Below are 18643 nucleotides of genomic sequence, written 5' to 3' on the forward strand. Positions count from 1 at the left end.
CCTGGCTTTTGGAATTCGTTTCGCTGGCAATTTTATAATGTCTTTGAAAGAGATGTATCACCTTTGTTGTCATTGCCACCAATTTAAGACCATCCCCACAGGCATCCGGATAAAAGCCGCTACGCTTTAAAGAAAGATCAACCTCCGGGAGCAGATATGAAAGAAGTGGGTGAAGAAAAAATTGGCGAGAGTAAAGAGGAGATTGAAATTGAAAGCGAGGAGAAAGCGCGCGGCGAAAAGATAGAAATTGATGAAGATCGCCTCCCTTCCCGCGCGATGGCCATCCACGAACATATACGCCAGGATGGCGAAAAAGAGATGGAGCGCGATGCCATGGCCCTCTTCTGGTCGGCTATCGCTGCGGGTCTGTCAATGGGGGCGTCCCTGCTCGCAAAAGGGATATTTCATGTTCAGCTGGAAGGTGTGCCCGGAGGCTTTTTACTGGAGAACCTCGGCTATACCTTTGGTTTTATTATCGTCATTATGGCTCGACAGCAGCTGTTTACCGAAAACACGGTCACCGCCGTTCTGCCGGTGATGCAAAACCCTACCCTCGGCAATTTCGGTCTGTTAATGCGTCTGTGGAGCGTGGTGCTGCTGGGCAACATCATCGGTACCGGCATCGCGGCCTGGGCGTTTGAATATATGCCCATTTTTGACGAACCCACCCGGGACGCATTTGTGAAAATCGGTATGGACGTGATGAAAAACACGCCCGTCGAAATGTTCTCAAACGCCATCATCTCCGGCTGGATTATTGCCACGATGGTCTGGATGTTTCCTTCTGCCGGTAGCGCAAAAATTGTGGTGATCATCCTGATGACCTGGCTGATCGCCCTGGCCGACACCACGCACATTGTGGTCGGTACCGTGGAGATCCTCTATCTGGTCTTTAACGGTACGCTGCACTGGAGCGATTTTTTCTGGCCGTTCGCCCTGCCGACGCTGGCGGGAAATATCTGCGGCGGGACGTTTATCTTCGCGCTGTTAAGCCATGCTCAAATCCGTAACGACATGTCTAACAAACGCAAAGCTGAGCGTAAGGCGCGGGAAAATGATGATAAATCGACAAAAAAATCGACCTGAATGGTGACTCTTTGAGCAGTCAGGCGGCGATGCGCTTAACGCAAAGTGTAAATAACGCTATACTCGTGCCGCCTCGTCCCCTTAGTTAAATGGATATAACGAGCCCCTCCTAAGGGCTAGTTGCAGGTTCGATTCCTGCAGGGGACACCATCTATTCCGCACAACGATAAACCGGCACGCGCCGTGTCGTTGCGGTCAGATTGTCAAATACCTCTGTTTCAGCCGTTGCAATCCTCATCCCCGACTTTCTCAGACGCGACACCTCGGCGGCAATCCTCTGGATGCCAAACCAGAAAAGCGCATCCAGGGCGGTTACGTCCAGCCCGCTCAACAGCGCCCGCTTCAGACGTTCGACGGGAGACTTAATCTCTTTCGCAATAAGTAAAAAAGGTTCCGCGGTCTGCCGGGCCGCCCCCAGTCGCCGGATACGGGTAGACAGACGGTACTGAAAACTTTCCGGAACGTCGCTCAGATCGGTTTTCACGCTCCAGACACAGCCGAAGCGTTTCCCGTTAAACAGGACATTTTTCTGGCTGAGCTGGAGCTCATGACGCAGTCCAGCAATTAACTGGGGCGTGCGAACAAGCAGCAAGCGGAATGGCAGCTCAAAGCTGGTCACGTAATCGACATTGAGCAAAGCAATACGCAAGCGCTCCTCTGCCCCGGCTTTACTCTCCCTGCACTCGCGCAAAACATCACTCCACTGCTCTGTAAGGCGAGGGGATTCATTTACTTCCGTAAAACTGTACTTTTCAATCTGATAATCGATCCGCTCAGTCACCCGGTTATTCCTGTCAGTTACGTTGTCGTCCTAAAACAGACTTTACCAGCCTCCATTGTTACGCTCCAGAGCTGACGCAAGACAATGTTGAGAACGATAAAAACTGCAAAATCAAGCACCTTTCATTCTGCCGCTTTTTTAATCAAAAACGAGTAATAGCACATATCGTATAACGGTGCTACATTACGCCGCCCACCCAAATCAGCAGTGGCCAGGTAACGCCGTAAAGTTCGGTAAAGCCTGCAACCATCACCTTGAAGAACGGTCTTATCGGCACGTCGTATCGCAAACTCTGCGCTACCTTTACAGGCTTCATATAGGTTTCACTATTTTGTCTCAATCCAAATTTCAACGTGCGTTCTTACACCCGCGTTACTGGTTTACCTGGTTTGGTCTTGGCGTTCTCTGGCTGCTGGTTCAGCTTCCCTACCCCGTTCTGCGTTTGCTGGGGTCGAAGCTGGGCAGCGCATCCCGCTATTTCCTGAAACGTCGCGAATCCATCGCGCGTAAAAATATTGAGCTTTGCTTTCCACAGTACAATGCCGAGGAACGCGAGAAGCTCATCGCTGAAAACTTCAAGTCTATCGGCATGGCGCTGCTTGAAACCGGTATGGCCTGGTTCTGGCCGGATGAACGTGTCCGTAAATGGTTTGACGTGGAAGGGCTGGATAACCTTAAACACGCGCAGATGCAAAAACGCGGCGTAATGGTTGTTGGCGTTCATTTTATGTCTCTGGAGCTGGGTGGCCGCGTGATGGGACTTTGTCAGCCCATGATGGCCACTTATCGTCCTCACAACAGTCCGCTGATGGAGTGGGTACAGACGCGTGGCCGCATGCGTTCCAATAAGGCAATGATCAGCCGTAACAACCTGCGCGGTATGGTCGGAGCGCTGAAGAAAGGTGAGGCTGTCTGGTTCGCCCCCGATCAGGATTATGGACGCAAGGGAAGCAGCTTCGCACCGTTCTTTGCGGTTAAAGACGTTGCGACGACCAACGGCACCTTTGTGATTTCGCGTCTGTCGGGCGCCTCCATGCTGACCGTGACCATGGTGAGAAAAGCGGATAATTCAGGCTACCGTCTGCACATCTCTCCTGAAATGGCTAACTATCCACAAAACGAGTGCGAAGCAGCGGCGTTTATCAATAAAGTCATTGAAACTGAAATCATGCGTGCGCCAGAGCAGTATCTCTGGATGCATCGTCGATTCAAAACGCGTCCTCTTGGCGAAGCCTCGCTCTATATTTGATCGCTTTATAAAGGTTAGTTTCGCTAAGAAACTAACCTTTTCAAACACCTGTCATCACACCGCACTCCCCGCGTTCATTGCGTCGCTCAAAGTGATTTTATTGCGCGGCGAAATCAAACTGTCGCCGTTCCACGACACCCGTAACTATCGGAATTTATTTAAAAAAATCCCTCTTGCCACCCTCCATTTTTAGGCGTACATTAGCGCCGTCTGGCATCAGGAAAGCACAGAATTCTGAACTGGAGTTGGCGGCGTAACGGGAAAATTCTCATTTCCGTTTTGACCGGATTTCAGTTCTCTATAATCAGGTGGACTCTGTTTTTAAATGCGTACCACAAGATACGCGGAGCGATGAAACGTGAAATATTTCTTTATGGGCATTTCGGTGATTGTTTTAGTCTGGGCCGGAACCTTCGCCCTGATGATCTAGTGAAGAACATGCTGTCAAAAAAACAGGAGCCATTGGCTCCTGTTTTTTTATGTCATGACGACGCGGGGGTTTCAGCAACGCTCTTTGAGGAGAGTAGACCGTCGGCGCGGAACATACTCTTGATGCCCCTTACCGCCTGACGAATACGGTCGCTGTTTTCAATCAGGGCAAATCGCACATGGGTATCGCCATAATCACCAAAGCCAATGCCCGGTGACACACAGACCTTTGCATCCTGGAGCAGTTTTTTGGCAAACTCCAGCGACCCCATCGCCGCATACGGCTCCGGAATTTTAGCCCAGACGTACATGGACGCTTTCGGCATTTCTACCATCCAGCCCGCTTCATGTAACCCTTTGACCAGCACGTCGCGACGGCGCTTATACTGGGCAGCAATATCATGAACACATTGCTGATCGCCTTCCAGGGCAGCGATAGCCGCAACCTGTAGCGGCGTGAAGGTGCCGTAATCGTGGTAACTCTTAATGCGCGCCAGTGCACTCACCAGCGTTTTGTTACCCACCATAAAGCCAATACGCCAGCCCGCCATGTTGTAGCTTTTCGACAGGGTGAAGAACTCTACCGCCACGTCACGCGCGCCCGGGACCTGCATAATGGATGGCGCTTTCCAGCCATCATAGACGATGTCAGCATAGGCTAAATCGTGCACCACCAGCACGTCATAACGCTTCGCCAGCGCAACCACTTTCTCGAAGAAATCGAGCTCCACGCACTGAGCCGTTGGGTTCGACGGGAAACCGAGGATCATCATCTTTGGTTTCGGATAGCTTTCGCGAATCGCACGTTCCAGTTCGTTAAAGAAATCGACACCTTCCACCAGCGGCACCGAACGGACCTGCGCCCCGGCAATCACCGCGCCGTAGATGTGGATTGGGTAGCTGGGATTCGGTACCAGCACCGTATCGCCATGATCCAGGGTAGCCAGCATCAGGTGTGCCAGCCCCTCTTTCGAGCCGATGGTCACAATGGCTTCACTTTCAGGATCGATATCAACCTGATAGCGATCCTGATACCAGCGCGAGATCGCGCGACGTAAGCGAGGAATACCGCGAGACGTAGAGTACCCATGAGTATCCGGACGCTGCGCTACCGTGCAGAGTTTCTCTACAATGTGCGCTGGCGTTGGGCCATCAGGGTTACCCATACTGAAATCGATAATATCTTCGCCGCGCCGACGTGCAGCCATCTTCAGTTCAGCGGTGATATTGAAAACATAAGGGGGGAGACGATCGATACGCGTAAAACGGCGTTCAGGACTGAATTCAGCCATAGATTCCTCAGATTAACGTTAGCGCCCGGACCGTCCGAGCGACGCTGCCACTGATGTGGCGTGTTTAGAAAATAACCTGAAAAAAATCATGCTGTCGAGAGGGAAATGAAAAAAAAGCGTTCGCACAAAAACCGGAACATTGCTGTGGCTAAAAGCGGAAGCCTTTGTTTCAGGACTGTCTTTCTGATAGCTGTTATTTAACACAATGATATCAAAACAGTTACCTGACGCCTGCCCAACAATCGCAAGTCAGGACGCGTCAATCCTCACCCGATAATCCCCTTTGCAAATTATGGTTTTTCCTCATTTGATAAACCTGACGGATAGCTGGTCAATACGCGCCAGGTTTTTTATCATGGTTCTTTCCCGTTTTCCCAGGTCTGCTCGTGCACGAAATATTCACTATGCTGCTGGCGGTATTTGACCGTGCGGCATTAATGCTGATTTGCCTGTTCTTCCTTATTCGCATTCGCCTGTTCCGCGAGCTGTTGCACAAGTCTGCACACTCGCCTAAGGAGCTGCTGGCCGTTACCGCCATCTTTTCGCTGTTCGCCCTGTTCAGCACCTGGTCCGGCGTGCCGGTAGAGGGCTCGCTGGTTAACGTGCGCATTATCGCCGTGATGTCAGGCGGAATTTTGTTTGGCCCGTGGGTGGGCGTTATCACCGGTCTGATTGCCGGAACCCATCGCTACCTGATTGATATCGGCGGCGTAACGGCGGTGCCGTGCTTTATCACCAGCATTATCGCCGGGATATTGTCCGGCTGGATCAGCCGCAAAATCCCGAAAAAACAGCGCTGGCGCGCCGGGATTGTCGCGGGCATGGTGTGTGAAACGCTGACCATGATCCTGGTGGTTGTCTGGGCCCCCACCACCGCGCTGGGGCTGGATATCGTCTCGAAAATCGGTATTCCTATGATCCTCGGCAGCGTCTGCATCGGTTTTATCGTGCTGCTGGTGCAGAGCGTTGAAGGGGAAAAAGAGGCCAGTGCCGCGCGTCAGGCCAAGCTGGCGCTGGATATTGCCAACAAAACGCTGCCGCTTTTCCGCCACGTGAATGCCCAATCGCTGCGTCAGGTCTGTGAGATTATCCGCCACGACATTCATGCCGATGCCGTCGCCATCACCAATACCGACCATGTGCTGGCCTACGTCGGCGTGGGGGAGCACAACTATCGCGACAATGATGACACCATCAGCCCCACCACCAGGCAGGCGATCAACTACGGTAAAATCATCATTAAAAACAATGATGAAGCCCACCGAACGCCGGAAATACACTCCATGCTGGTGATCCCGCTGTGGGAGAAAGGTGTCGTAACGGGCACGCTGAAAATTTATTACTGTCACGCGCATCAGATCACCTCCTCTCTGCAGGAGATGGCCATTGGCCTGTCGCAGATTATCTCCACCCAACTTGAGGTCTCGCGGGCAGAACAGCTGCGTGAAATGGCAAATAAGGCAGAGCTGCGCGCGTTGCAGAGCAAAATCAATCCTCATTTCCTGTTTAACGCCCTGAATGCCATCTCCTCATCCATACGTCTTAATCCGGACACCGCCCGCCAGCTGATTTTCAACCTGTCGCGCTACCTGCGCTACAACATCGAGTTGAAAGATGACGAGCAGATCGACATCAAAAAAGAGCTGTATCAGATCAAAGACTACATCGCGATTGAGCAGGCACGCTTTGGCGACAAACTCACGGTTATTTACGATATTGATGAAGAGGTCAACTGCGTGATCCCAAGCCTGCTTATTCAGCCACTGGTCGAGAACGCGATTGTTCACGGTATTCAGCCCTGTAAAGGCAAAGGCGTTGTGACCATCAGCGTCACCGAAAGCGGTAACCGCGTGCGCATTGCCGTGCGCGATACCGGCCACGGGATTGATCCAAAGGTCATTGAGCGCGTGGAGTCTAACGAGATGCCCGGAAATAAAATCGGCCTGCTGAATGTGCACCACCGGGTGAAACTGCTTTATGGCGATGGACTGCATATTCACCGTCTTGAACCGGGCACCGAAATTGCTTTTTACGTCCCGAATGAACGCACTCCCGTTCATACATCACCATCACTGTTACCGTTGGGTGAGTAATATGAAAGTCATCATCGTAGAAGATGAAATTCTGGCTCAACAGGAGCTAAGCTGGCTTATCAAAACCCACAGCCGGATGGAGATTGTGGGCACCTTTGATGATGGTCTGGACGTGCTGAAGTTTCTGCAGCATAACCGGGTCGACGCCATTTTCCTGGATATCAATATCCCGTCGCTGGACGGCGTACTGCTGGCGCAGAACATCAATCAGTTTGCCCATAAGCCGTTTATTGTTTTCGTCACCGCCTGGAAAGAGCACGCCGTGGAGGCCTTCGAGCTGGAGGCGTTTGACTATATCCTCAAGCCTTACCAGGAGTCGCGAATAGTCAGCATGCTGCAAAAACTGGAAGCCGCATGGCAGCAGCAGAGCGCCCCCGCCAACGCCAGCCCAACAGTGCGGGAAAACGACACCATCAACCTGGTGAAAGACGAGCGCATCATCGTGACGCCGGTCAACGATATCTATTACGCTGAAGCCCATGAAAAAATGACGTTTGTCTATACGCGGCGGGAATCGTACGTGATGGCGATGAACATCACCGAGTTTTGCAGCAAGCTGCCGGCGGCACACTTTTTCCGCTGTCACCGGTCGTTCTGTGTGAATTTAAACAAGATCCGCGAGATCGAACCGTGGTTTAACAACACCTATATTTTACGCTTAAAGGATCTGGATTTTCAGGTGCCGGTGAGCCGCAGCAAGGTGAAAGAGTTCCGTCAGCTGATGCATCTGTAAAAGCCCCTCTCCCGGGGGAGAGGGCTGTGTCGTCAGAGGATTTGACCGAGAACCTGACGCAGGTGGGCACCCGAGCCAAGCAGGCCTGGGTTGTCATGCACAATAAGATAAACAGGAATGTCCTGTACGTAACTTCTGAAACGCCCTTTATCTTCAAACCCGCCGCGGAAGCCGGATGCTTTGAAGAACTCCAGGAAGCGCGGCACGATGCCGCCGGCAATGTAGACGCCACCAAAGGTGCCCAGCGTCAGCGCCAGGTTGCCGCCGAACCGCCCCATGATCACACAGAACAGCGACAGCGCGCGACGGCAGTCAATGCAGCTATCTGCCAGCGCGCGTTCGGTAACGTCTTTCGGCTGCAGATTTTCCGGCAGACGGCCGTCCGATTTCACGATCGCCCGGTACAGGTTCACCAGCCCCGGACCGGAGAGGACGCGCTCGGCAGAAACGTGGCCGATCTCCGCACGTAACTCTTCGAGGATAATCCCCTCTTCTTCACTGTTTGGCGCAAAGTCCACGTGGCCTCCTTCACCCGGCAGGCTCACCCAGCGCTGGGCAACATGCACCAGATGCGAAACGCCCAGGCCCGTACCAGCCCCGTAAACCGCAATCGGCTTGCCTTCGACCGGTTCAGCGCCGCCAAACTGGATCAGATGCTCAGGCTTCAGCATCGGGATCGCCATGGAGACCGCGGTGAAGTCGTTGATGATTTCAAGATGCGCAAAACCGAGGTTTTTTTTCATCTCAGCGATGGAGAATGCCCAGGTATGGTTGGTCATGGCGACCCAGTCACCGGTTATCGGGCAGGCAATCGCGATGCAGCCATCTTCGACGCTGATCTGATGCTCTTCCAGATAGACGCGGACAACGGCCTCAAGGGAGGGATAATCCAGCCCCGAGTAGGTTTTCGCCCGGGAAATTTCACCGCTACTTACATCGCACAATGCGAGGCGTGCGTTCGTGCCGCCCACATCACCTACCAAAGCATACTTTGTCATTCTTCTACTGCTCCGCTAAAGTCAGAATAAATCTTTTGGGACACTGTAAATTCAAGGCGTGATAACAACAACGACCGGAAGGTGAATGCCCGTGGATTATCGATCTTCGTCACAGAATAACTTTACCGTTTCAGCACCTTTTGCACTATTGCCATAAGGCTTAATGTGCAAAGTAACGTCATTGCGTTTTGTACAAGGAAATCATCATGCTCCACCCGCGAGCCAGAACCATGCTGTTGCTGGCCATTCCGGCGTTAATCATTGGTGTGGTCTCAAGTCTGGTGCTCATTGTCGTGATGAAAGTCGCGTCGGTGCTGCAAACCATGTTATGGACGGCGCTTCCAGTAAAACTGGGGGTCGCCGCCGATTCGCCTGCGTGGATCGTCATCATGCTAACGCTGACCGGTATTGCGGTAGGCCTGGTGATCCGTTTCAGCCCCGGGCATGCCGGGCCTGACCCGGCGCAGGAGCCTCTGATTGGTGCCCCGGTGCCCCCTTCAGCGCTGCCAGGGCTTATTATTGCCTTGATTATGGGTCTGGCAGGCGGCGTCAGCCTGGGCCCTGAACATCCCATCATGGCGGTGAATATTGGGATGGCGGTGTTCCTCGGTGCACGCATTTTGCCCCGCGTAAGCGCGCTGGACTGGACCATTCTCGCCTCCGCAGGCACCATCGGGGCGCTTTTCGGCACGCCTGTTGCCGCTGCGCTGATCTTTTCTCAGACGCTCAGCAGCAATAATGATGTTCCGCTCTGGGATAAACTCTTCGCCCCGCTGATGGCCGCCGCCGCCGGGGCGTTGACGACCAGCCTGTTTTTCCATCCCCATTTTTCACTCTCCCTGCCCCACTATGGCCAGATGCAGATCGCCGATATTTTCAGCGGCGCCATCGTGGTCGCCATTGCCATCGCACTGGGAATGGTGGCGGTATGGTGCCTTCCACGCCTGCACCGTCTGGTGCATAAGCTCAAACACCCGGTGTTGATTCTGGGAACCGGCGGTTTGATTCTCGGTCTTTTAGGTGCCATCGGCGGGACGATAACGCTGTTTAAAGGTCTGGATGAAATGCAGCAACTGGCTTTCAGCCAGGTGTTTAGCGTATCCGATTATCTGCTGTTTGCGCTGATAAAACTCGCCGCGCTGGTGGTGGCTGCTGCCTGTGGTTTCCGCGGTGGACGCATCTTCCCGGCGGTGTTTATCGGCGTTGCGCTGGGGCTGATGCTGCATGAACATGTCGATGCCGTACCGGCGGCGATTACCGTCTCCTGTTCGATTCTGGGGCTGGTGCTGGTGGTGACGCGCGATGCCTGGCTGAGTCTGTTTATGGCCGCCGTGGTGGTGCCGGATACTACCCTTATCCCGTTACTGTGCATCGTGATGTTGCCCGCCTGGCTCCTGCTGGCGGGCAAACCGATGATGATGGCCTGGCGAAACGACAGGTAATCAGGCGCTATTGCGCGCCTCCAGCGCCCTGGTAATCGCCCCCAGCAGCGGCGGGATGTCCGCTTTCGGCAGCATCACTTCAACCAGCGAGAGCCGCTCGTGGTGCGCCACTTTTTCGAGGACGTCCGCCAGTTCCTCCGCTTCACTGACCCGCCAGCACTGGGCCTGAGGATCGAGGCTCAGTGCCTGCGGAATTTGCGTCCAGTTCCAGAGCGCAATGTCGTTATACCGCTGCTCAGGTCCATGGATCGCCCTTTCCACCGTGTACCCTTCGTTGTTAAGCACCAGAATGATGGGGTGCTGTTTATCCCGCAGCATCGAGCCGAGCTCCTGAATGGTGAGCTGCGCCGCGCCATCTCCAGTCAGCACGATTACGCGCCGGTTCGGGCAGGCCGTTTGCGCACCAAATGCCGCCGCCAGCGTGTAGCCAATCGATCCCCACAGCGGCTGAACGATAAAATTCACGTCTGCCGGAAGGCGAAGATCGATCGCGCCGAAGGCCGACGTCCCCTGATCGGCAAGAATGATGTCCCCCGGGCGAATAAACGTCTGTAGCGTTCTCCAGAAATTCTCCTGCGTCAGAGTGCCGTCCGGCTGCGGGTAGGCCATCGCGCTTTGAGACGACGGTGCAGGCGTGCCGTGTACGTGCTGCTTGCACAGGTCCACCAGCGTCTCAATCGCCTGATGCATCGAAATGCCGGTAAACCAGACATCACCGACGCGGGCGGCATGAGGCTGGACTTCAATGGTTTGCGCCGGGGTTAACTGGTGGGTGAAGCCAGCGGTCAGGGTATCGGTAAATCGCGTCCCGATGCACAGCACCGTGTCCGCCCCTTCAATGGCCTCTTTCACCGCGCCGGCGCTCGCCGAACCGCTGTACGTACCGTAAAAACCCGCGTGACGTTCGTCAAAAATGCCCTTACCCATCAGCATGGTGGCGTGCGCCATCGGCACGTCTTTGACCCACTTCTGCAGGGCATGTTTCAGGCCATGGCGCAGGACAAGGAAATCAGCCAGCAGCGCGGTACGCTTGCTCATGGCCAGCTTGTTCTCGGCGGCATCGCGGAACGCCTTCAGGCAGGCACTATCGGCATGCGCATGTCTGAGAGTGAGAGCGTTTACAGGCGGGGTGGCAGCCTTTTTAGCCACATCAGCAGGCAGCATCAGGTAGCCTGGGCGACGCTCCCGGAGCATGGTGGTCAGTACCCGGTCGATCTCATAACAGGCGTTTTGTTCGGTCAGGATCGCCTGGGCGGCCGTGATCGGCTCGCTCATATGGTAAAAGTGACGGAACTCGCCATCACCCAGCGTATGGTGCAGCAGTTCCCCTCGTTGCTGCGACGCCGTCCCCGGCGCGCCCACAATATGTAATACCGGAACGTGCTCAGCATAGCTGCCAGCGATGCCATTCATGGCGCTTAACTCTCCTACGCCGAACGTCGTCAGCAGCGCGGCGAAGCCCTTACATCGGGCATAGCCATCAGCGGCATAAGAGGCGTTTAATTCATTGGCACAGCCCACCCAACAGATATCCGGGCTGTCTATCACGTGGTCGAGAAACTGCAGGTTGTAGTCGCCTGGCACGCCAAACAGATGATCGGCTCCACATTCTGTAAGACGGTCCAGCAGGTAATCGGCGACGCAGTATGGGGTACGCATGAACAGGTATCCTTCTAATGTTGACCTCACTTTGAGTATTAAAGAAGCGTGATGACTGTCCAGAATCGGCAGTAAGAAGAGCATGGAAAGAATGCTTTACAAAAAAGGCTGCGCTATGCTGTTTTTTTTCAGGTAAATGTAAACGCATACACTGATTCTTATCTTCAGCGCCAGAGGTCACCAGAATGGGTTATCAGCCGGACCAAAATCGTTATCAGACAATGGAATATCGCCGCTGCGGACGCAGCGGGCTTTCGTTGCCCGCCATCTCACTTGGGCTGTGGCATAATTTTGGCGACGCCACGCTGTTGGAAAACAGCCGTCAACTTTTACAGCGTGCGTTCGATTTGGGCATTACGCATTTCGACCTTGCCAACAACTATGGTCCGCCACCCGGATCTGCCGAACGTAATTTCGGCCGTATTTTGCAGGAAGATTTCCTGCCCTGGCGTGATGAGCTCATTATCTCAACCAAAGCCGGTTATACGATGTGGGAAGGCCCGTACGGCGACTGGGGGTCACGTAAATATCTGCTGGCAAGCCTCGATCAAAGTCTGAAACGCATGGGGCTGGAGTATGTGGATATCTTCTATCACCACCGTCCAGACCCCCAAACACCGCTGCAGGAAACCATGAAAGCGCTTGACCATGTGGTGCGTCAGGGAAAAGCCTTGTATGTCGGGTTATCCAACTACCCGGCTGTTCTGGCTCGCAAGGCGATTGATATCCTCAACGATCTCGGTACGCCCTGCCTTATCCACCAGCCAAAATACTCCATGTTTGAACGTGCGCCGGAAGCGGGGCTGCTGGAGGTGCTGCAGGAAAAAGGGGTCGGCTGCATTCCCTTCTCGCCGCTCGCCGGCGGGCAACTGACCAACCGCTATCTGAATGGTATTCCCGCAGATTCACGCGCGGCAAGCGACAGTAAGTTCCTTAATCCTGAGCAGATCACCGAAGAGAAACTGGAAACGGTAAGAAAGCTCAATGCCATGGCGGAAGGCCGTGGTCAGAAGCTCTCGCAGATGGCGCTGGCCTGGATATTACGCCACGAGGCGGTCACGTCTGTTCTTATTGGTGCCAGTAAAACCACACAGATAGAGGATGCGGTGGGCATGCTTAAGAATCGCCATTTCAGCGCAGAAGAGCTGGCTACCATTGACGGGATCCTGAACGGCTCAAAATAGATACGCTTTTAGCAAAAAGTGCTATCACTTCTGAATTCGGAGTTGAGGCGATGAAACGAGTCTTTACCAACTCGTAAAATTGCGTTAACAGGCCCCACAAGGCCCCGATCGTGAAGGAGAAAGAGTATGTTCAGGTCACTGATTCTTGCAGCGGTATTACTGGCTTCGGCCCCGCTGGTCGCCACTGCTGGCGAAATCACCCTGTTGCCATCAGTAAAATTACAAATTGGCGATCGTGACGACTACGGCAGATACTGGGACGGTGGCTACTGGCGCGACCGTGATTACTGGCATCGTCACTATGAGTGGCGCGGCGATCGCTGGTGGAAACATGACAACGGCAGACACCGTGGGTGGTATAAAGACAACGCCTATGAGCGCGGCTACCGTGAAGGCTGGAATGACCGTGATGACCGCCGCGGCGGTTGGGGTCGCGGAAAAGGCCATGGTCACGGCCACGGTCATGGCCGTCACTAATCTAAAAAGGAGCCTCCCGGCTCCTTTTTTTATAACCCTAGTGCCGTCCCTATCAACAACCACAGGTTCAGCGCGACCACCACAACCACAATGGCCCACCCGGTCCTTTTCACCAGCGTTGAGTTAACCAGCTCACCCATCAGGGTTTTGTTGCTGGTAAAGATCAGCAGCGGCACCAGCGCCAGCGCAATCCCAAAACTCAGCAGCACCTGGCTCATCACCAGAATTCGCGTGGGATCGAGCCCCATCAGAATCACGATAAATGACGGCAGCATGGTGACAGTACGACGCACCCACAACGGAATATGGAACCGGACAAACCCCTGCATGACCACCTGGCCTGCCAGGGTGCCCACAACAGTGGAAGAGAGACCGGCAGCCACCAGGCTCAGTCCAAATATCGTCGCGGCAGCATGGCTCAGTAACGGCTCCAGGGTGAGATAAGCCTGGTCGAGATCGGCAATGCCGGTATGGCCGTTAAAGTGGAAAGCAGCAGCGGCGGTCGCCATCATCGCCAGATTCACAAACCCGGCGATGGTCATGGCGATGGCCACATCCCATTTTGTCGCAGAGTAACGCTCTTTCCGCGTCCCGCCATGCAGATGCTGCGTTAATGAGGAGTGAAGGTAAATCACATGCGGCATGATGGTCGCGCCCAGCACCCCGGCGGCGAGGAACACTGCTTCCGAGGTTGGCAAATCTGGGATCAACATCCCTTTACCGAGCTGCGCCAGATTCGGCTGGGAGAAAATCAGCTCGACAATGTACGCCGCCGCGACAAACAGCAGCAGACCGCCGATGACCTTCTCCAGCGGTTTTTGACCGCGACGCTGCAGCATCAGGATCAGGAACGTGGCGATCCCGGTCAGCACCGCCCCCTGCAGCAGCGACACGCCCAGAATCAGTTTGAACCCGATAGCCGCGCCGATAAATTCAGCGAGGTCCGTTGCCATGGCGATGATTTCTGCCTGCACCCAGTAAAGCCAGACGGCCGGGCGCGGGTAATGGTCGCGAATTTGCTCCGCCAGGTTTTTACCGGTGGCAATGCCCAGTTTTGCGGAGAGCATTTGAATCAGCATCGCCATCAGGTTCGCCCAGACGACCACCCACAGCAGTTTATAGCCGAAGCTGGCCCCGGCCTGAATATTGGTCGCAAAGTTACCTGGATCGATATAGCCAATGGCAGCAATGAACGCAGGTCCCATTAATGCGAACCGCAACTTGCGCGCTGCTCTGCCACTGCTACCCTCTACGCGACTGTTTGTCATGTCTGCCTCTGAAATATAGCCTTTGCTATGTTTAATGCTACCAAAATGAGAATGATTATCAAGATCATTTATGACGTTAACAGTGATTTCTCTGATAGCTTTGAACGATAGACGGGCGGGTAATCGGGGGCGATCTAACAGAAACTGAAATCGCGCGCTCTTTTGTGAAGACTAGCACACAAACTTAACTTTTCACTCATTTACCTAACATAACGAAAATGTATTGTGGATCACTATTTTTGAGACTCGTCACAGGATGTAACTATAGTGTGCCCTTGATCTCGTTTTCTTTTCCCTTGTTACATAGAATGTGCACGAAAATTAAACCTGCCTCATATTTGGAGCAAATATGGACCGCGTCCTTCATTTTGTCCTGGCACTTGTTGTCGTTACTGCACTCGCATTGCTGGTCAGCACAGACCGCAAAAAAATTCGTATTCGTTATGTTGTCCAACTGCTGGTCATTGAAGTTTTACTTGCGTGGTTCTTCCTGAACTCCAACGTAGGCCTTGGCTTCGTGAAAGGCTTCTCCGAAATGTTCGAAAAACTGCTCGGATTCGCCAATGAAGGAACGAACTTTGTCTTCGGTAAGATGAACGATGAAGGTCTGGCATTCTTCTTCCTGAAGGTACTGTGCCCTATCGTCTTCATCTCTGCGCTGATCGGTATTCTGCAGCACATCCGTGTTCTGCCGTTTGTGATTCGTGGCATTGGTTTCCTGTTATCCAAAGTCAACGGCATGGGTAAGCTGGAATCGTTCAACGCCGTGAGCTCCCTGATCCTCGGTCAGTCTGAGAACTTCATCGCGTATAAAGATATTCTCGGCAAGATGTCCCGCAACCGCATGTACACCATGGCGGCCACCGCAATGTCTACCGTATCCATGTCGATCGTGGGCGCGTATATGACCATGCTGGAGCCAAAATACGTGGTTGCTGCGCTGGTTCTGAACATGTTCAGCACCTTTATTGTTCTGTCGCTGATCAACCCGTACCGCGTTGACGCCAGCGAAGAGAACATCCAGATGTCAAACCTGCACGAAGGTCAGAGCTTCTTCGAAATGCTGGGTGAATATATTCTGGCTGGTTTCAAAGTGGCGATTATCGTTGCCGCCATGCTGATCGGCTTTATTGCACTGATTTCTGCACTGAACGCCCTGTTCGCCGCGGTGCTGGGTATCTCCTTCCAGGGCATTCTGGGCTACATCTTCTACCCGGTTGCATGGGTGATGGGGGTTCCTGCTCACGAAGCGCTGCAGGTGGGCAGTATCATGGCGACCAAACTGGTTTCTAACGAATTCGTTGCGATGATGGATCTGCAGAAAATTGCCAGCACGCTTTCTCCACGCGCGGAAGGCATTCTGTCCGTGTTCCTGGTCTCCTTCGCGAACTTCTCGTCTATCGGTATTATCGCCGGTGCGATTAAAGGTCTGAACGAAGAACAGGGTAACGTGGTTTCTCGCTTCGGCCTGAAACTGGTTTACGGCTCTACCCTGGTGAGCGTTCTGTCTGCGTCTATCGCAGCACTGGTACTATAACCTTCTACTGTTAAACAAAAAACCGGGAGCCTGCTCCCGGTTTTTTTATGCCCGTAACGCTTCCAGCGGTCTGGGTTTACCGATCAGATAGCCCTGCAGATAATCCACACCGCAGCGAAGCAGCATCTCCCGCTGCGCCGGTGTTTCGACGTATTCCGCAACGACGCACAGTGATTTGGTCTTCGCCAGATTACACATTGACTGCACGATCATCGCATCCATGTCATCTGTACAAATATCTTTCACAAAACAGCCGTCAATTTTAATGATGTCCGCCTGCAGACGTCGCAGACGCTCATAGTTAGCGTAGCCGGTACCAAAATCATCAATCGCAATCCGGAAACCGTAATCCCGCAGTTGCTGAATATTGTTGATGCTGCTGCCTGAATTTGAGAAAGCCTGTTCCTCCGTAATTTCAATCACGACAGCCTGCGGCGCGACGCCATACCGTTCAAAGAGCGCACAAATCTCGCCAGCGACCTCTTTTTGCATCAGCGTCAGCGGCATCAGATTGACCGAGAAGCGGGCACCGGCCTGCGTTTCAGGATTGGCGCGCAGCCACATCAGTAGCTTTTCCATAATGCACATATCGAACCGATGGCTCAGGTTAAACTGGGCAATCAATGGAATAAAGCGATCGGGGGTAATGATCTCCCCTTCACTTTCCATGCGCGCCAGGATCTCGTTGTACCCACTACCGTCCGCCTTCTGGATGGGCTGCGCGTATAAATGGAACTGCCCTGCATCCAGCGCATGCTTAATCCGCGCGAGCATGAGTACGCGTTCGGTCGTTTGCCCTGATGCCGCTTCCAGGCTGTTAGTGAGCGCAAGCACGTTGTGCGCGCCACAGGCCTGCTCTGCCAGCCAGCTCAACTGGCCCAGCGTGTGATGCAGCTTTTCGCCGTTTTCGACCATTCCCCAGGATGCGCCAAATTCAATATCCAGCCCGGTGTTGTTCCAGAAAATCTTACTGCTGTTGAGCCGGTCGACCATAGTCTGAAGGCGTTCAGCAATGTCTGACCCGAGCAATACCAGCACCAGCTCGCTTCCGGGCAACTGGAAGATCATCTCATCCTTCTGCAAAAGCGGCTGAAGCGACGTGGCAATCGTTCGTTTGCAATGCACCCGCATGAGGATCCCGTAGTGGCGGCTCAAAAACTCCAGGTTGTCCATGCGCAGAATGCACACTTTAGCAGCCGGGTGGATCTCAAGATAATCCTCCAGCGCACGAATATTGGGCAAACCGGTTAACGGGTCGGTGAGCGCCCTTCCCTGCCAGCCCCGCTTCAGCCACTCGCTGCGCTGGTAAATGCGCGACATATACAGCAGACAGATGGCGAAAGAGATCAACACGGAGAGGATGAAGGAGAGCGAATGGCCCGATTCCACCCCGTTAAGGAAGTTGTAGTTGTAGTTCAACAGCAGGAGCGCTGATGTGGCCCAAAGCAGAGAGATAAGCGCGTAGGTCAGGTGACTTATCGCTAGCGTAAAAAGAATAAAAATCAGCGGCATTAAATAGCCCGCAATGACGGGCGATTCAAAAGGCCCACATAAAATGACGAGAATGAAACTTAACAGTATTAGCCAGACGAAAATATATAATGAATTCTTGTGTAAAAACACCGGCTTCACGCTTCGCCGCCAGAAGGTCACGGCATAACGAGGATTAATTATCATTCTTAATGGGTAATAGAACATCATGGTAAAAATCAGCGCTGCGCATATCAGGCTTTGGATGTCCACTACGTTATAAATTACCGTGCCTTCGCCGAAAAAGGTTGAAATAGTCAGCGGGAAATCAAATAAATAGCCTGCCATATACATCGACAGCTTAATGCCTACCGGCACGATAAAACCGAGCCAGAAGATACGTAATCCGATATGCTTGTTAGGGATGCAGTAGCGCCAGCGCTTACCCAGTATAAGACGCAGCACGCCGCACGCTGCGAACAACGCAAAGGTCTTACAGAACAGTAATACTGAATATTGTAGCGGTGCTAAATTAACGTAAAATAAATTAGTGACAGTAAAACCTAACAATATGGGAAGTATGGCCCTGCGCCCAAATAGCAAAATAATCGCCAGCATAACGCTTAGCGGTAACCATGCTAAATAAACGTCGTGACCATTAACCATTGCGCGGGGAGAAAGATAACGGGAGACAGGTACCGCAATCAGGCATAGCACCAGGGCAATTATAAATATCTTTACGTTATTGTAAGTTTTTCTATTCATTAAGCAGGGACGTATATTATCCGTTCGTATCATTGACCGGATGGATAATATGTTTATTAATTGCGCGAATCAAGTTCAAGTCTATTTATGGACTGGTTTATTGATGTCGATTGAGGCGAGAGACAGAAATACCTCTATTTGATAACAAAAGAAGGTAATGGACATAACAAACAGATAAAA

Annotated in this window: 16 protein-coding genes and 1 tRNA gene; 10 read left to right on the top strand and 7 right to left on the bottom strand. The window is 53.1% G+C overall.

Going from position 1 to position 18643, the window contains the following annotated elements:
* Nucleotides 1-156: 156 nt before the first annotated feature.
* Together GM298_RS13330 and GM298_RS13335 are read left to right on the top strand one after the other, a co-directional pair.
* Nucleotides 157-1086, top strand: coding sequence for a formate/nitrite transporter family protein (locus tag GM298_RS13330; RefSeq protein ID WP_045285804.1), 930 nt, complete (start codon nt 157-159; stop codon nt 1084-1086).
* A gap of 75 nt (nt 1087-1161) precedes the next feature.
* Nucleotides 1162-1236, top strand: a tRNA-Arg gene (locus GM298_RS13335).
* A 1-nt stretch (nt 1237) separates the two neighbouring features.
* Here the strand turns inward: GM298_RS13335 and GM298_RS13340 are convergent.
* Together GM298_RS13340 and GM298_RS13345 are read right to left on the bottom strand one after the other, a co-directional pair.
* Nucleotides 1238-1867 (bottom strand): helix-turn-helix domain-containing protein, encoded by a 630-nt coding sequence (locus GM298_RS13340; protein WP_266154239.1) that lies wholly within the window; start codon nt 1865-1867, stop codon nt 1238-1240.
* A gap of 178 nt (nt 1868-2045) precedes the next feature.
* The gene (locus GM298_RS13345) at nt 2046-2183 is read right to left on the bottom strand and encodes a hypothetical protein (RefSeq protein WP_154219997.1); all 138 of its coding nucleotides are present in this window, start codon (nt 2181-2183) and stop codon (nt 2046-2048) included.
* 12 nt (nt 2184-2195) lie between these two features.
* On the opposite strand from GM298_RS13345, the gene lpxP reads away from it, so the two are divergent.
* Nucleotides 2196-3116 (top strand): kdo(2)-lipid IV(A) palmitoleoyltransferase, encoded by a 921-nt coding sequence (gene lpxP, locus GM298_RS13350; RefSeq protein WP_025757136.1) that lies wholly within the window; start codon nt 2196-2198, stop codon nt 3114-3116.
* A gap of 358 nt (nt 3117-3474) precedes the next feature.
* On the top strand, nt 3475-3546 hold the full coding sequence (ypdK, locus tag GM298_RS13355) for a membrane protein YpdK (RefSeq protein ID WP_099458937.1): 72 nt from the start codon (nt 3475-3477) through the stop codon (nt 3544-3546).
* A 52-nt stretch (nt 3547-3598) separates the two neighbouring features.
* Here the strand turns inward: ypdK and alaC are convergent, their stop codons facing one another.
* Nucleotides 3599-4837: an alanine transaminase gene (gene alaC / locus GM298_RS13360; RefSeq protein ID WP_025757135.1), complete on the bottom strand. Its 1239-nt coding sequence runs from the start codon at nt 4835-4837 to the stop codon at nt 3599-3601.
* A gap of 386 nt (nt 4838-5223) precedes the next feature.
* Here alaC and GM298_RS13365 point away from each other — a divergent pair, with 386 nt between their 5' ends.
* Nucleotides 5224-6930, top strand: coding sequence for a sensor histidine kinase (locus GM298_RS13365; RefSeq protein ID WP_045285805.1), 1707 nt, complete (start codon nt 5224-5226; stop codon nt 6928-6930).
* 1 nt (nt 6931) lies between these two features.
* Nucleotides 6932-7663: a LytR/AlgR family response regulator transcription factor gene (locus tag GM298_RS13370; protein ID WP_025758755.1), complete on the top strand. Its 732-nt coding sequence runs from the start codon at nt 6932-6934 to the stop codon at nt 7661-7663.
* 32 nt (nt 7664-7695) lie between these two features.
* On the opposite strand, the gene glk is transcribed toward GM298_RS13370, so the two are convergent.
* Nucleotides 7696-8661, bottom strand: a complete 966-nt coding sequence (glk, locus tag GM298_RS13375) for a glucokinase (protein ID WP_266154241.1) — start codon at nt 8659-8661, stop codon at nt 7696-7698.
* Between the two features lie 206 nt (nt 8662-8867).
* Here glk and GM298_RS13380 point away from each other — a divergent pair, with 206 nt between their 5' ends.
* Complete coding sequence (locus GM298_RS13380; RefSeq protein ID WP_266154243.1) at nt 8868-10103, top strand: ion channel protein; 1236 nt, start codon at nt 8868-8870, stop codon at nt 10101-10103.
* Here GM298_RS13380 and ipdC read toward each other — a convergent pair whose 3' ends face one another.
* Complete coding sequence (gene ipdC / locus GM298_RS13385) at nt 10104-11762, bottom strand: indolepyruvate decarboxylase (protein ID WP_252087557.1); 1659 nt, start codon at nt 11760-11762, stop codon at nt 10104-10106.
* Nucleotides 11763-11947: 185 nt separating this feature from the next.
* Here ipdC and mgrA point away from each other — a divergent pair, with 185 nt between their 5' ends.
* Nucleotides 11948-12946, top strand: coding sequence for an L-glyceraldehyde 3-phosphate reductase (gene mgrA, locus GM298_RS13390; RefSeq protein ID WP_025758758.1), 999 nt, complete (start codon nt 11948-11950; stop codon nt 12944-12946).
* Nucleotides 12947-13072: 126 nt separating this feature from the next.
* Nucleotides 13073-13423 (top strand): DUF2502 domain-containing protein, encoded by a 351-nt coding sequence (locus GM298_RS13395; RefSeq protein ID WP_025758759.1) that lies wholly within the window; start codon nt 13073-13075, stop codon nt 13421-13423.
* A gap of 29 nt (nt 13424-13452) precedes the next feature.
* On the opposite strand, the gene GM298_RS13400 is transcribed toward GM298_RS13395, so the two are convergent.
* Nucleotides 13453-14691, bottom strand: a complete 1239-nt coding sequence (locus tag GM298_RS13400; RefSeq protein ID WP_025758760.1) for an Nramp family divalent metal transporter — start codon at nt 14689-14691, stop codon at nt 13453-13455.
* Nucleotides 14692-15040: 349 nt separating this feature from the next.
* On the opposite strand from GM298_RS13400, the gene GM298_RS13405 reads away from it, so the two are divergent.
* Entirely contained in the window at nt 15041-16228 is a 1188-nt protein-coding gene (locus GM298_RS13405; RefSeq protein WP_008501591.1) for a NupC/NupG family nucleoside CNT transporter, read from the top strand.
* Between the two features lie 45 nt (nt 16229-16273).
* Here GM298_RS13405 and GM298_RS13410 read toward each other — a convergent pair whose 3' ends face one another.
* Complete coding sequence (locus GM298_RS13410; protein WP_266154245.1) at nt 16274-18463, bottom strand: EAL domain-containing protein; 2190 nt, start codon at nt 18461-18463, stop codon at nt 16274-16276.
* Between the last annotated feature and the right edge of the window lie 180 nt (nt 18464-18643).

This window comes from Enterobacter sp. HSTU-ASh6 (assembly GCF_026319105.1).
In the GTDB taxonomy this organism is placed as follows: Bacteria; Pseudomonadota; Gammaproteobacteria; order Enterobacterales; family Enterobacteriaceae; genus Enterobacter; species Enterobacter sichuanensis.

Bases quoted from the DNA above. Each gene is read 5' to 3' on its own strand.
- GM298_RS13330 (WP_045285804.1), top strand. From the start codon at position 157: ATGAAAGAAGTGGGTGAAGAAAAAATTGGCGAGAGTAAAGAGGAGATT.
- GM298_RS13345 (WP_154219997.1), bottom strand. From the start codon at position 2,183: ATGAAGCCTGTAAAGGTAGCGCAGAGTTTGCGATACGACGTGCCGATA.
- alaC (WP_025757135.1), bottom strand. From the start codon at position 4,837: ATGGCTGAATTCAGTCCTGAACGCCGTTTTACGCGTATCGATCGTCTC.
- GM298_RS13370 (WP_025758755.1), top strand. From the start codon at position 6,932: ATGAAAGTCATCATCGTAGAAGATGAAATTCTGGCTCAACAGGAGCTA.
- glk (WP_266154241.1), bottom strand. From the start codon at position 8,661: ATGACAAAGTATGCTTTGGTAGGTGATGTGGGCGGCACGAACGCACGC.
- GM298_RS13380 (WP_266154243.1), top strand. From the start codon at position 8,868: ATGCTCCACCCGCGAGCCAGAACCATGCTGTTGCTGGCCATTCCGGCG.
- ipdC (WP_252087557.1), bottom strand. From the start codon at position 11,762: ATGCGTACCCCATACTGCGTCGCCGATTACCTGCTGGACCGTCTTACA.
- mgrA (WP_025758758.1), top strand. From the start codon at position 11,948: ATGGGTTATCAGCCGGACCAAAATCGTTATCAGACAATGGAATATCGC.
- GM298_RS13395 (WP_025758759.1), top strand. From the start codon at position 13,073: ATGTTCAGGTCACTGATTCTTGCAGCGGTATTACTGGCTTCGGCCCCG.
- GM298_RS13400 (WP_025758760.1), bottom strand. From the start codon at position 14,691: ATGACAAACAGTCGCGTAGAGGGTAGCAGTGGCAGAGCAGCGCGCAAG.
- GM298_RS13405 (WP_008501591.1), top strand. From the start codon at position 15,041: ATGGACCGCGTCCTTCATTTTGTCCTGGCACTTGTTGTCGTTACTGCA.
- GM298_RS13410 (WP_266154245.1), bottom strand. From the start codon at position 18,463: ATGAATAGAAAAACTTACAATAACGTAAAGATATTTATAATTGCCCTG.